This window comes from Pseudomonas sp. ef1 (assembly GCF_007293365.2).
GTDB classification, from domain to species: Bacteria; Pseudomonadota; Gammaproteobacteria; order Pseudomonadales; family Pseudomonadaceae; genus Aquipseudomonas; species Aquipseudomonas siliginis.
Genome location: NZ_CM129815.1, coordinates 4742970 through 4758117 on the forward strand (window position 1 = coordinate 4742970; position 15148 = coordinate 4758117).

Sequence of the window (15148 nt, forward strand, 5' to 3'; positions counted from 1 at the left end):
CATGACGACTGCCTTCGATGCGCCGCTTAACGAAGCACTGCGTGACGCGATGCTCGCCCTTTATCTGCACGAAGCCATACCCAGCGATCCCTACCTGATCGAGCAAGGGCTGGCTCAAACGATCAAGACCGCCAACGACCTTTATGAATTCTGGTTGCTGGATGTACTGGTCAGCCAGGATGTCCCGACCAGTCCGGTGGCCTGCGCCATTGCCAGCTACCAACAGCAAATCAACAGCATGATGCTGAACCTGGAGCCCGGTTACAGCGATGACAGCTTCACGTCTTTGCAAACCAGCACTTGGCGCGACGGCCTCAATCGCTACTCGATCTGGCCCGCCCTCCAGCAGTTGCGCACGTTCCCGGACATCTATCTGGACCCGACTTTGCGCCTGACCAAGAGCGCCAGTTTCGAGCAACTGGAGAATGACCTCAACCAGGCGCAGATTCAGCCCGAAACAGTACAAACCGCAGTGCTGGCTTACCTTGCCAGGTTCGAAGAAATTGCCAACCTGAAAATCTGCAATGGCTACATTGACGGGGAAGATTTTGCCAACAGTACTTATTATTTCATCGGCAAATCCCCTGCCGAGAATGCTTATTACTGGCGCTCACTGGACATGTCGCAGCGCGCGGTCAAAGCGCCCGCGAGTGCAGCAGGCGAAACCCCGGTCAAATATGACAAGCCGCTGCCCAATGCCTGGTCGGATTGGCAAAAAGCCAACGTGCCCATTTCGGAAAAGGCGCTGGAACACACCATTCGCCCCTGCTGGTTCAACAATCGTCTGTTCGTGATCTGGGCCGAGCTGGAGCTTCAGGATGCGGACGCCATGCAGGCCCCCGTTGACGGCAAGGCCGACCAGAGCGTCAAGGTCAATCCCAGGTTCCGCCTATATGCCAGCTACAAGAAATATGACGAGACCTGGAGTACGCCGCGGGTCTATATCGAGAGTTATTGCAAGACAGAGACACTGGTCGCGAAACCTCTGGAAGAAATTGCTGAGCAAACCCAGACCATCGCGGTGTATGACCACTCGACGTCGCCCGACTCCATGAAAGTCTTGATGTATTCGGGGTACAAGGGCGGCGATGATCACAACAACGACAGATACGATTTTCTGCGTACGATACAAATCGACAAGAACTTCAATGTGACGCCACTGTTTCCTTCATCCGGCGTAGTAGCAGCCGGCAATATGATCCCAGCGTCGTCCGCCGGGATCTTCGAAAAAAGCGAACAGCACGTACGACTCATAGGCCACATCTTCGCTAAACCGGAAGCTGCTGAACGTTTTCAATATTGGCTGCCCGCCACTAAACCCGTGTTCGGCGCTGTAGAACACGAAATACCGTACGCAGACAAACAAACCTGGAACTTCAATGGCTGGCAATCGCGCATCGCGACCATGCAGGAAGGTATCGACCTTTACTATCGACCAGGCCGGTCCAGTCTCGAGTTGGTTCTCAGACTTGATGAGCGATTTCCAGATGTCACAACGCTGAAATTCTCCATCGCCAGCGCTGACGACAAAGAACTCTTTCACTTGACGCTGGTGTTCAATCACACAGCTGAAAGTCGGTGGCGCACCTTGCTTGAGGGCTCTGAGATCACGTCTGTCGGTGAATTCATGAACATGCAGGACACAGCGTATTGCTTCAGAGGTTTTCCAGACAGCATCAGGAGCCTGATCTCGGATTCCGACAGCAACAACCGAACGGAATTTACCGTCCCGCGCATACCGCCGGGTGGCACTGCGTCACTGGCAGGCAAGGTCGCGGGCTCGGACATACTTGATTTGCTGCGGGATCACCCGAATACCATCCAGGTCGTCGACGTTTGGCGAAGCCCCAAAGGCGGTGAAAGCTCTACAACCCTACTGCTACCGAACATTCGTAACCACATTTTCGAGGCTTACGGATATCAGCTGTTCTTAGGGCACCCTCTGGACGTACAGGCGGCTGAATTTCCTGAATCACTTGAGCAGATACGCCCTTTATATACCTCGGGCGTCGTTGAAAGCTTGAACCAATACGACGGCGGCGGCGGATATGAGATGAGCCTGGACAAGGTCAGACATTTGCCCGACGGCTGGCCGGTCGAGTGGCCTGCGTCCGATGCAGCGCTGAAAATCCCTTTCGTATATGGCGTCTTGATCCATAGAGACAGTCCCATCGGCTATACACCCGTCGGCGGAGCTCTGAAAGCGCTATCGATTACCTGGGGGGAGGCGCTCGAAGTCGAACACCAGATCGCGCCGCGCATCAGCAACGATGACAACCCCTCGCTGGGCACAGCCCAATTCATTGACTTCAGAGGCTCCAGCATTGAGTTCAGCGATGGGGGCCGACCTGAACAGGCATTCCGTGTGCCTGTGCGCATGAACAGCACCTTTGCGCGACAACTGATCAACCTTGCCGAAAGCGGCATGGAACCTCTGCTGAGCTGGGAAACCCAGACCCAGCACACAGAACCACCTATCCCGGACGGTCAGGGGTCGCAAGCCATGGATTTCTCGGGCGCTTACTACCTGTATTTCCTGGAACTGTTCCTGTACCTGCCCTGGCTGGTGGCCTACCGCTTGAACGAAGAGCAGCAGTACGACGAAGCGAAACAGTGGCTTGCGTATCTGTTTGACCCGACACGACAAAGCGCTGACCCGGGACACCCCGGTTACTGGCAGGCCGTACCGTTGGAAGAGCCGGTATGGCCCGGTCCGGTAGACCCCAGCCTGGCCATTCTGTACCCGGACGATCCGCATCAGATTGCCTTGAGTTTTCCGGTGCACTTTCGCAAGGCGCTGTGGAAACTGTTTATCGAGATCGAAAGCCGCCAGGCTGATCTGGCGTATGCAGAGTTGACACCGGACGGCCTGGCTGAAGCCAAGATGCGCTACGTCCACATCATGGATCTGCTGGGACCGCGCCCGGATGTACGCCAGATCGACGAATGGTTGCCGCTCACGCTCGACGAATTGAGTTCGTCGAAGAATGTGCAACTGCGTCAATTCGAACAGCGCCTGATCAGCGCCCACCAGCAGCTGCAACAACAGCCACCTTTGCGTATCGGCAGGGCCCCGGCTTCGCAGCCTGCACCACTATTGTGTCTGCGGCCTGACGGCCATGACCCGCTACTGGCGAGCGCGGACACTGAGTATTTCCGTCGGCCCTTCAACCCCGAACTGATCATGCACTGGGATCGAGCCGAAAGCCGCTTGTTTAACCTGCGACATAACCTCGATATGGCCGGCGCTCCGCTGAACCTGCCGTTATTCGCCACGCCGCTGGATCCGCGCGCACTGCTCGCCGCGTGGGGCCAAGGCTTGTCCGGGGCAGCACTCAGCCGCTTGTTGAACCCGCAGATTCCCCATTGTCGCTTCAGTTTCATGTTCGCACTCGCGCAGAACGCGGTGGACAGCGTGATCGCGTTCGGCGCCACGCTACTGTCGCTGATCGAACGCAAGGAGCAGGCGCAGTACCTGGAACTGCAACAGCAGCAGGCGTGGAACCTCGCGGAGATGGCGGTGCAAATACAGGTTCAGGCCGAGAAGATTGATGAAAAAAACAAGGAGGCGTTGCTGGCGAGTCAGGACACCATTCTGGACCGAGTGAGTTATTACGAGAAATTGCTGAAAGACGGTGTCAGCACCTTGGAAATCGGCGCGGGAGCTTCTTACCTGCTGGGAAGTCTCGGCCAGACCGGAGCGACGATTGCCCACGGAATCGGCCAGGCAATGACTGTAGCACCGAACATATTTGGCATGGCGGCCGGTGGCGCACGCCTGGAAGGTGCTGCCAACGGCTTCGCGGCCCATATGCAAGCTTTTTCACACGTTGCGTATGGCGCAAGCCAAACCATGGATCGCATCGAACAATACCGGCGCCGCGCCCAGGAATGGACCCAGGCCCGCGACCAGGCAAAACTCGAAGCCGAGCAAATCAAGGCCCAGCTTGCCGTCTCCGACGAACAACATAAAGCCACGCAACTGCAACTGCGCCAGGCGCGAGCAGCACTCAACCAGGCCAAGGCCACCCACGATTTCCTACTGAGCAGCAATCGTTTCAGCCGATCGCAGACCTACGACTGGCTCAACAGCAAATTCGCCGGTTTCTACCATACCGCCTTCACCAACGCACAATCGCTATGCCAGGCCGCTGAGGCCTGCTGGCAATACGAAATGGGCGATTTCACCCGAACCTTTGTCCATCCCGGCGCGTGGAATGCCACGTACCGCGGCCTCGGTGCCGGGGAAGAGTTGAAGATGAGCCTGCAACAGATGTACAGCCAGTACGTGCAGCACAACCGCCGCGATCTGGAAATCAGGAAAACCGTGTCACTGAAGGATTTGACCGGCAAGGACCCGAGTTCAACCATCAATAAACCGTGGGCACAGATCAAGCAATCGCTGGTGGACAACGGCACGTGTGAATTGGAACTGACTCAGCAAATGTTCGACGATGATTACGCCGGGCAAAATCATTACCTGCGCCGGATCAAGACTATAAGCGTGACGCTACCGGCCGTGCTCGGGCCTTATCAAGATATTCGGGCGGTGCTGAAACAGACCTACAGCAAAGTTGAAATGGCCCCCACGGTCGGCAGCAGCGTCAAAGAAAACCTGCGATCCAGTCAACAGATCGCCCTGTCGAGTTCGCTGGAAGACAACGGCATGTTTCAGCTCAACTTCCAGGACGAACGCTATCTGCCATTCGAATACACCGGCGCGATTTCACGCTGGATCCTGACGTTTCCCAAGGGTCAGGAGCACATACTCCAGCGCTTGCCCGACATCATCCTGCATGTGTGCTACACCGCGAGATGCGAAGGCGGTTCGCTATGAACGAACAGCCGCCGCCGCAACAGTCGACAATGCAGATCAACACACCGAGCCTGCCCAAGGGCGGCGGCGCCATCCAGAGTATTGGCAAGGGATCGGCCGGCGTGGGTACCAAAGGCACTGCGTCGCTGGAACTGTCGTTGCCGATTTCCACCGGACGCGGTTTTGCCCCGCCATTGGGTCTGGGCTATAGCAGTGGCACGGGCAACAGTTCCTGCGGGATTGGCTGGCAGTTGACGGTTGACGCGGTGACCCTGCGCACGGTCAATGGCGTGCCGACTTATGACGGCACTGACCAGGTCGTGGGGCCTGACGGTGATGTATGGCTGCCCGAGCGCAATGAAAGCACCGGTGAATTGATCTTCCGCACCACTGAGCAATACAACGGCTTGCCCCTGACGACAGCGTATGACGTCGTTCGCCACTGGCCACGGGTCGAGGGTGCATTCGCCTTGATCGAACATTGGTCGAACGAGACCGACAAAGCCGGTTTCTGGCTGATTCACGGTGCCGACGGCAGCCTGCATATCTATGGCACCACCGCCAATTCACGCCGGGCCGACCCTGCCGACCCGCAGCGCGTCGGCGTCTGGATGATCGACGAAAGCCTCAATACCCGCGGCGAACACATCATCTACGAATACAAGGCGGAAACCGAGCTGCCAGTCGCTCCGCAGTATCGCGACTATCGCGCTCAGCGCTATCTCAAACGCGTGTGTTATGGCAACGAAAAAGCCTCAGCGCACCTGTATGCCTGGGAAAGCGGTAGCCGGGAAAAACAGTTGTGGCACTTTCAACTGGTGTTCGACTATGGCGAACGCAGCAGCGATCTGGAACAAGTGCCAACGTTTGAAGAACAACAGCCATGGGCCGAGCGCAGCGACCCTTACTGGATCTACGCCTACGGTTTCGAGCTGGGCAACCGACGCCTGTGTCGACAAGTGCTGATGTTTCATCACTTCCCCGAAGAGTTGGGTGACCATCCGGTTCTGGTGCAGCGCCTGCTCCTGCAATATCGCCTCAGCCCACTGGGTTACAGCCATCTGAGCGCGGCGCATCAGCAGGCCTATGACGGCCTCGGCCAGATCGAAAGCCGACCGCCAATGGAGTTCAGCTACAACACGTTCGACCTCGCCCCGCAGCCACAGGGCTGGAAAGAATTCACGGCCATGCCCGGCCTCGACGATGGTCATCAATATCAGTTGGTTGACCTGTACGGTGAGGGCCTGGCGGGTGTGCTCTGCCGTTATGACCACGGCTGGTATTACCGCGAGCCGTTGCGCGCAGAGACCGGCAGCGACCAGGTCGAGTACAGCGAGTGGAAACTTCTTGAAGGCGTGCCGATGTCCGACGCCGGCAAACCCGTGCATCAGTCGCTTACCGATCTGACCGGCGACGGCAAGCTCGACTGGGTGCTCGCCGCGCCGGGCATGTGCGGATTTTTCACCCTCGACCCAGACCGCAACTGGTCAGGGTTCGTGCCCTTCGATGCATTTCCCGGCGAATTTTCCCACCCGATGGCGCAGATCGCCGACTTGCTGGGTGACGGCCTGAGCGACCTGACGCTGGTCGGCCCGCGCAGCGTGCGTTTGTATGCCAATCGTCGCGCGGCCGGTTTCGCCGAGAGCGTCGACGTGCCGCATGCGGAAAAAACCGCCGCAGGCGATGATGATGAGCTGCCTGTGCTGAGCAATACACCGAGCGAAATCGTTGCATTCGCCGATCTCATCGGCAGCGGTCAGCAACATCTGGTGCGGATCCGTCATAACGAAGTCAAGTGCTGGCCGAATTTGGGACATGGTCGTTTCGGCAAAGGCTTTGTGCTGTGCACCCTGCCCTTCGCCTACGATGAATTCAACGCCTCACGGGTCTTGCTGGCTGATCTCGACGGCTCGGGTGCGGCTGACCTGATCTATATGGAAGCCGAGCGCCTGCGTATTTTCATGAACCACGCCGGCAGCGGTTTCGCCCAGACCTCCATTGATCTTCCCTGGCCTGATGGCCTCGCCCATGACCCGCTCTGGCAGGTCACCAGCGCAGATCTGCAAGGCCTTGGCTGCTCGAGCCTGGTGGTGACATTGCCGCACATGTCGCCCAGGCACTGGCGTTACGATTTCGTCGACGCCAAACCCTATCTGCTCAACAGAAGCTGCAACAACATGGGTTGCAGCGCCAGCGTGAATTACCGCAGTTCGGCGCAGGAATGGCTGGATGAAAAACGTGAGCAACAGGCAGCCGGTGTTGAAAATCCGGTGTCCGGTCTACCAATGGCCATGCACCTGGTACACGAACAAATCCAAAATGATGAGATCACCGGCAACTCACTGACACAGCTCTTCAGCTATCGCGGCGGTTATTACGACCGTTTCGAGCGCGAATTCCGTGGTTTTCGCCTGCTGCTGCAAAGCGACACCGAAGCGTCAGCAACCGAGTTCACCGCGCCGATTCTCAGCAAGACCTGGTTTCACACAGGCGAAACCATCGACCCGTCAAGAACCGGTTATTACAGCCGTGACGATGATGCGGTCGATCTCAAACCCACACTGCTGCAGCTCTATCACTTCAATGATCGCATCGCGCAACCTTTCACCGAAGCCGATGAGGAGACTGCGCGAGAGATCGCCCGCACCCTGAGCGGCCGAGTGATGCGCTCGGAAGTGTTCGCCGCCGGTGACGACGCGGCGACCGCAGTCCCCTATGTGGTCCAGGAACATCGCTATGGCGCACGGGTGCTGCGCCCCAAAGGCAAGTACCAGCCTTATGCAGTGATCTTGCCCCTGGACGCGGAATCCATCAGTTATCAGTACGAACCGGCAATTGCCGACGATCCGATGTGCCAGCACCAGTTGAATCTGGAATGGGACCCCTACGGCCGTGTGGTGCATGCTTTCACGGTGAACTACGCGCGACGCAAAACCAGCAGCGATGCGCCGCCGTTCACTGAAGAGCATCAGCAGAACTGGTGGAAGGATGCTCATGACGATGCGCAACAAAAATGGTACCTGACGCAGCTCCGGTCAGAATCGATTCATTTGCCCAATGACGAGGCCTGGCGCCTTGGATTGCCCTGCCGCTTGCGCAGCAATTCGCTGGTGCTGGAAAAAGCGGCGCTGAGTGCTGCAACGATCCACCATGAACATATTTTGCTAATGGCCCGCGAGGATGGCGAATGGGCGCAGCAAGCAGTGTTGTCTGCATTGACGCTGCAGCGCTACATCGACCCTCGCAGCGGTGCAACGCTGGATCCGGGCGCCGCGACTTTCGAGGGTTTGCCCGCCTACATGGAGACGGCCGAACTGGACGCCGTCGCCCTCAGCGCATATGACAAACTCGAGGTGGATGGCCAATTACCCTTCAACCTGAAAGAAAAACTCGAATCGCAGGAGGTCGGTTACCACATCATGCCGCTGTTCCTGCCCGAGCAAGATCACGGTCCGATTGACGACCCTGACGACGCGAAGAATTATCTGTGGTCAGTGCACAGAGGTTTCTCCACCTACCACGCACTCGACGGCTTTCATAACGTGCAGAAATATCGTGAAACCCGCAGTCACGGCGAAACCCTGATTACCTATGACGCGTATTGGTGTGTGACAACCGCTGTGACCTTACCGGACGGCTGCACTACCCGCAGCCTCGACGTGGACTACCGCACCTTCCTCCCTGCGGCCATTGAAGATGCCAACCGCAACCTGCAGGAAGCGCGCTACAACGCTTTCGGCGAGCCGCTGGTGAGCAGTTTCCACGGCACCGAACTTGGAGAACCGGTGGGTTTTGACCCGCTGCAAACCTACGTCCCGCCGGCAGACCGCGACCCGGCCATTGCCATCGCCGATCCGAAACAAGCCATTGGCAACTTCGCCCGTGCCGCTTTCTGGGATACGTTCAGTTGGATGGGTTGCATCTCCCGCACGTCCTCACGCTCCCAAGAGTGGTGGGACTGGGCGAAAAGCCAAGGCTACATTCTGCCCGAAGGACACATTTGCGATCGCGCCCGACAGTACCTTGCCGCTGTGGAAAATCCCGATCTGAATGAAACCGAACTCCAGCAGCAAATCGATAATGCACAGCGTGAGCCCGTGTATGCCGTCTCTCTGGTGGCCGACCGCTATCCGCTTGATCCCGATCTGCAAGTGCGAGTCAGCATTGCTTGCCTGGACGGTTTCGGCCGCACTCTGCAAACCAAACATGAGGTCCCCCCGGGCGTGGCCTGGCAGGTCGATGACAACGGTGAGTTGGTCCTCGACGACAATGGCAAACCAATAGACGCCCAGGCCCAGCGACGCTGGCGTGTCAGCGAGCCAGTGGAATACAACAACAAAGGCCAGACTGTGCGGATTTACAGGCCCTACTTCGCCGATCAACCGCGCTACATCAATGATCGCTCGATGCGCAAGCATGCTTTTCACGACCAGCAGTTCTACGACGCGGTGGGCCGACCGACCGCAACCGTGCTGGCGAAGCAAATGCTGCAAGGCAATCCGCCGACGCTCAAACCCCTGCGCCGGGAAGTCTGGTACTGGATCTGGTGTAACGTCGCCTTCGACGAAAATGACCTGTTCGACCCGCCGCCGGAACAACGGCGACGCAACTGGTGGACAGGACGGTGAGCAAGCATGCGCAGACACCGCATCTTAGCGTCACTGATGCCCGAGGCTTACCGGTGCGGCAGGTTGCCTACTGGCGCGAAGATGGCAGCGAATCTGAAGCGCGCATCACCGCGGTTCAGCATGACGTTGCTGGGCGACGGGTGGCGCAGCGCGATCCACGATTGTTCGCCGACGCATCAGCCCCCGCCAATCTCAGGACGGTTTACTCACTGACCGGTCAGGTGCTGATCACGCTCAGCGTCGATGCCGGATGGCGCGTCAGTCTGTGGGGCGAGGCGCGTCAACCGCTGCACGGTTGGGATGGCCGGGGTAGCGTGCGCAGCATCGAGTATGACGAACAGCTGCGACCACTGGCTGTGTTCGAACACGCCGATGACGGAGAACCTTTGTGCACGGAGCGATATGGTTATGCCGGCAGCAATCCGACATTTGCCACGCGGAATCAGTGCGGACAGATCATCCGCCTCGATGATCCGGCCGGCACGCAGTCGTTCGAACAGTTCGGATTGACCGGTGGAATCATCGCGCAGTCTCGACGCTTTCTGCGCTCACTCGACCCTCCTGACTGGCCGGTATCGCTCAGCGAGCGTGACAAATTGCTCGAAGACGCACCTGCCGCCACGAGCTACTCGCGTTTCAACCCGCTCTCGGAAACCATCGAACAAATCGACGCCAGAGGACACCGACAGCTTTTCAGCCAGACCCTGGACGGCCAGTTGCGAGACGTTCGACTGCAATTGATGGGCTCCGCGCCGAAAACCCTGGTCGGCGCCATCCAGTACGATGCCCAAGGACATACCCTTCGGGAAACCGCTGACAACGGAGTGATCACCACATTGGACTACGCCGCCGAGGATGGCAGGCTGATCAGTCTGCAAAGCCAGCGCGGCAATGACATCCTGCAAGACCTGCGTTATGTCTACGACCCGGTAGGCAACGTGTTGAGTATTGAAGACGCCGCCCTCCCGATTCGATACTTTGCCAACCAGCGCATCGAACCGGTCAACCGCTACCGTTATGACAGTCTCGATCAGTTGATCGAGGCCACGGGTTGGGAGGCCGGTCAGACATCGAAGTTTTCACTGGCAGATCCTGCAGCGATCGCCAATTACACCCAGACCTATCACTATGACTGCGGTGGCAATTTGCTCGAATTGATCCACGACGGCCCACAAGGCCACGGTCACCGCCTGGTCGCCGCCAAGCACAGTAACCGCTGCTTGCCGGTGCGCGATGGCATGGACCCGGGCGAGGAAGATTTGCGCAACGGCTTCGATGCCAATGGCAATCTGCTTGGCCTGCAACCAGGACAGACTTTCAACTGGGACTTGCGTAACCGATTGCGTGAAGTCCGGCTGGTTTTGCGTGAAGACCGTTCGGCTGATAACGAGCAATACCGATACGCCGCAGACGGCATGCGCGTGCGCAAAGTGCGGCTGATGCAGACCAACGCTAAAACGCTGATGAACGAAGTGCGTTATCTGCCGAATCTGCAAATCCGTACCCACAGTGGTACGGGAGAAATACTGCAGGTGATCAGTGTCCAGGCCGGGCGCAGCAGCGTGCAGGTGTTGCACTGGGAATCCGAACCGCCCCAAGGCATCGACAACGATCAAGCGCGTTACAGCCTCAACGACCATTTGGGTTCCTGCACCCTGGAACTCGACGCCACGGGCAAGCTCATCAGTCAGGAGCGATACCACCCTTTCGGCACCACCGCGTGGTTTGCCGGGCGTAGCGAAATCGAGACAAGCTATAAAACGCTGCGCTATTCGGGCAAAGAGCGGGATGCGACCGGGCTTTATTATTACGGGTTCAGGTATTACGTGGCGGGTTGGCAGCGATGGTTGAATCCGGATCCGTCCGGGGCGATTGATGGTCTGAATCTGTTCAGCATGGTGAAAGGCAATCCGTTGGCCTACTTCGATACTGATGGGCGAATTCGTGAAGGCGTCAATGAGGAGTACCCGACTCAAGCGACCATCGGATCTTCGCCTTCGCCGCAATCATCAACGCCATTTTCAGCAAACTCTGTCATTAACGAAAGCACGAGATTTGGATTTCCTGATACACCACCATTGTCTCCAGAAGTAAAGAGCGCAAGCCACTCCATCGAAATGTTGATGGAGAAAGTGCAATTGACCGATTCTTCGCTGAAGAACAAGCCAACGTCGATTGCCGATGATATTGGTGGTCGCCCTGCTATAGGCGGCGGGGGCGAAGGAGAAATATACGAAAGCGCCGACGGAAAACATGTCTATAAAAAGTTCAGAGGAGCCGACAAGCGAAACAGTATTCCGGGGTATGTAAAAACCGAAGCCGAGGGTTTCAATGCTTACTATGGAGCAGGCTCGGCGACGGCACTTATTGAAGACAATCAGAGTTACCTCAAGATGATAAAACTCGATGGCATCCCCCTCGGCGACATCAAGAAAGGTTCCATTCCGGCAAGCGGCGCCAATGCACTTTTGGAGATGTTTAATGAAATGGAAGCAAAGGACCTATATCACCAGGATGTACAGGACCATAATTTCCTCTGGTCGGAGAGAGATACTAAAGTTTACCCCGTCGACATGCAGCCGTTCCCCTTTGAGCTTGCCCAGTACACGATAGACTCATACGAGCGAAGTAAAAAACAGTTGCTGACTCAATTTGCTCGCAACGTGAAACGCTGACTTCCATCCCCCCTCAAGCCCTTGAAGGGACATCGAGGTGTATGCGAATGCGTGCATTACAGTACATATGGGAGCCAGGCCGCTGTCGATTCAAGTAAAGGGGGAGAAAAGCAAACGGCACCTTCCGGTGCCGTTTGCTTCTTACATTTCCAACATCACTTGCGCGCATCCGCCCAGGATTTCAGCAGTTCGCTATAGCTCACCGTTTCACCCTTCGGCTTCTCGTTGGCCAGTTTCGGCTTCGGTGCGCCCGGCTGATCAAACCAGTATTGCGCATCGCGTTCCGGGTTCATCTTCGGCGCGCAAGTGGCCTGGGCCTTGGAGCGTTCGAGGCGTTCCATGATGCGGTCCTGATCCTTGGCCAGGCCATCAAGCGCCTGTTGTGGGGTCTTCTCGCCGCTGGCGGCTTCGGCGATATGGCTCCACCACAGCTGAGCGAGACGTGGATAGTCGGGCACGTTGGTGCCAGTCGGCGACCATTGCACGCGGGCCGGGCTGCGATAGAACTCGACCAGACCACCGAGTTTCGGCGCCAGATCGGTCATGGCCTGCGAGTTGATGTCCGACTCGCGAATAGGTGTCAGACCGACGATGGTTTTCTTCAGCGAAACAGTTTTCGAGGTGACGAACTGCGCGTACAGCCACGCCGCGAGTTTCTGTTTCTCAGGCGTGGATTTCATGAACGTCCACGACCCCACATCCTGATAGCCGAGCTTCATGCCCTCTTCCCAATACGGGCCTTTAGGCGACGGTGCCATGCGCCATTTCGGCGTGCCGTCGGCGTTGACCACCGGCAGGCCGGGTTTGGTCATGTCGGCGGTGAACGCGGTGTACCAGAAAATCTGCTGGGCGATGTTGCCCTGCGACGGCACCGGGCCGGACTCGGAGAAAGTCATGCCGGCCGCTTCCGGTGGCGCGTATTTCTTCAGCCAGTCGACGTATTTGGTGGTGGCAAACACCGCCGCCGGGCCGTTGGTGTCGCCGCCACGGGTCACGCTGGAGCCGACCGGGTGGCAGTCCTCGACGCGGATTCCCCACTCGTCCACCGGCAAGCCGTTGGGCAGTCCTTTGTCGCCGCCACCGGCCATGGAGAACCAGGCATCGGTGAAACGCCAGCCCAGCGACGGGTCTTTCTTGCCGTAATCCATGTGGCCGTAGACGCGTTTGCCGTCGATTTCCTTGACGTCTTCACTGAAGAATTTGGCGATGTCTTCATAGGCCGACCAGTTCACCGGCACGCCTAATTCGTAGCCGTACTTTTCCTTGAACTTGGCTTTCAGATCGGCGCGCTCGAACCAGTCGGCGCGGAACCAGTACAGGTTGGCGAACTGCTGGTCGGGCAGTTGATAGATCTTGCCGTCCGGCGCAGTGGTGAAGGAGATGCCGATGAAGTCCTTGATGTCGAGGGTCGGCGAGGTGAAGTTCTTGCCTTCGTTGGCCATCAGGTCGGTGATCGATTCGGTCTTGCCGTAGCGAAAGTGCGTGCCGATCAGGTCGGAGTCGTTGACCCAGCCGTCGTAGATGTTCTTGTCCGACTGCATCACCGTCTGCATTTTCTCGACCACGTCGCCTTCCTGCAGCAGGTCGTGGGTGAGTTTGATCCCGGTGATTTCGCTGAAGGCCTTGGCCAGCACCTTGGACTCGTATTCGTGAGTGGTCAGGGTTTCGGAAACGACCTTGATGTCCATGCCGCGAAACGGCTCGGCGGCCTTGATGAACCACTTCAATTCTTCAAGCTGCTGTTCGGCCGTCAGGGTCGAGGGCTTGAACTCGCTGCCGATCCATTTTTTCGCAGCATCTTCGTAGGCGTCGGCCCAGGCAGATGCGCTCAAACCGCTGAGTGCCAGCATGGCTGCCAATGAAATGCTATGTCGCAGCTTATTGTTTTTATCGAACATAGAGACCTCCTGTTTAAGTTGTGGAGCCGCGTTGCCGAACGATTCGACTAGCCCCAACGCATCACAGCCAACAGCCACACCAGGGACAACGCGGACGCCACCCAGATGCTCCAGTCGGTGACGCCGATTACCAGCAAATGCAGGTAGGCGCTGCCGAGAAGACCGATAAACAAGCGATCGCCACGGGTGGTGGCAATCGGCAGAAACCCGCGCCGCAAGATGCTCGGCGAGCGCAATTCCCAGGTGGTCATGCCCACCAGAATCAGACCGATGCCGATGAAGAACGCGGCGGTCGGTGTCGTCCAGCTCATCCATTCCATCATCAGCTCCTCAGACTCGACCGAGGGCAAAGCCCTTGGCCACGTGGTTGCGCACAAACCAGATCACCAGCATGCCCGGCAGGATGGTCAACACCCCCGCTGCTGCCAGCACGCCCCAATCGATCCCCGATGCCGACACCGTGCGCGTCATCACTGCCGCAATCGGCTTGGCGTTGACCGAGGTCAGCGTGCGCGCCAGCAGCAGTTCGACCCAGGAAAACATGAAGCAGAAAAACGCCGTGACGCCGATACCGGAGCCGATCAACGGGATGAAAATCTTCACGAAGAACTTAGGGAAACTGTAGCCGTCGATGTAGGCCGTTTCGTCGATCTCCTTGGGCACGCCAGACATGAAACCTTCGAGAATCCACACCGCCAGCGGCACGTTGAACAGGCAGTGCGCCAAGGCTACGGCGATGTGCGTGTCGAACAGGCCGATCGACGAATACAACTGAAAGAACGGCAGCAAAAACACCGCCGGCGGCGCCATGCGGTTGGTCAGCAGCCAGAAGAACAGGTGTTTGTCGCCGAGGAAACGATAGCGTGAAAACGCGTAAGCCGCCGGTAACGCCACGCTCAGGGAAATCACCGTGTTGAGGCTGACGTAATACAGCGAGTTCAGATAACCGGTGTACCAACTCGGATCAGTGAAGATCACCTTGTAGTTCGCCAGCGTGAATTCCTGAGGGAAAAGCGTCAGGCCGCCGAGGATTTCGGTGTTGCTCTTGAACGACATGTTCAACAGCCAGTAGATCGGCACCAGCAGGAACAGGATGTACACCAGCAATGGAATAAGCTTTCTCTTGCTCAT

6 protein-coding genes are annotated in these 15148 nt (G+C 57.7%); 3 read left to right on the forward strand and 3 right to left on the reverse strand.

From position 1 onward, the window contains the following. Position 1 precedes the first annotated feature (1 nt). Genes FEE99_RS21485 through FEE99_RS21495 form a run of 3 tightly spaced genes read left to right on the forward strand, consistent with a single transcriptional unit; the run spans position 2 to position 12119 of the window. Positions 2-4837, forward strand: a complete 4836-nt coding sequence (locus FEE99_RS21485; protein ID WP_041477084.1) for a Tc toxin subunit A-related protein — start codon at positions 2-4, stop codon at positions 4835-4837. Then, positions 4834-9444 carry a SpvB/TcaC N-terminal domain-containing protein gene (locus tag FEE99_RS21490; protein WP_064361175.1) on the forward strand — a complete coding sequence of 1537 codons (4611 nt, stop codon included), beginning with the start codon at positions 4834-4836 and terminating at the stop codon, positions 9442-9444. Before FEE99_RS21485 ends, FEE99_RS21490 begins: the two co-directional genes overlap by 4 nt. Further along, positions 9441-12119, forward strand: a complete 2679-nt coding sequence (locus FEE99_RS21495; RefSeq protein WP_081932377.1) for an RHS repeat domain-containing protein — start codon at positions 9441-9443, stop codon at positions 12117-12119. The genes FEE99_RS21490 and FEE99_RS21495 overlap by 4 nt, the downstream gene beginning before the upstream one ends. Before the next feature lie 155 nt (positions 12120-12274). Here FEE99_RS21495 and FEE99_RS21500 read toward each other — a convergent pair whose 3' ends face one another. From FEE99_RS21500 to FEE99_RS21510, 3 genes are read right to left on the reverse strand one after another with little or no spacing between them, the layout of a single operon-like run. Further along, positions 12275-14017 carry an ABC transporter substrate-binding protein gene (locus FEE99_RS21500; RefSeq protein ID WP_016775286.1) on the reverse strand — a complete coding sequence of 581 codons (1743 nt, stop codon included), beginning with the start codon at positions 14015-14017 and terminating at the stop codon, positions 12275-12277. Positions 14018-14064: 47 nt separating this feature from the next. Further along, complete coding sequence (locus tag FEE99_RS21505; RefSeq protein ID WP_038861868.1) at positions 14065-14337, reverse strand: DUF2160 domain-containing protein; 273 nt, start codon at positions 14335-14337, stop codon at positions 14065-14067. Positions 14338-14347: 10 nt separating this feature from the next. Then, complete coding sequence (locus FEE99_RS21510) at positions 14348-15148, reverse strand: carbohydrate ABC transporter permease (RefSeq protein ID WP_041477086.1); 801 nt, start codon at positions 15146-15148, stop codon at positions 14348-14350.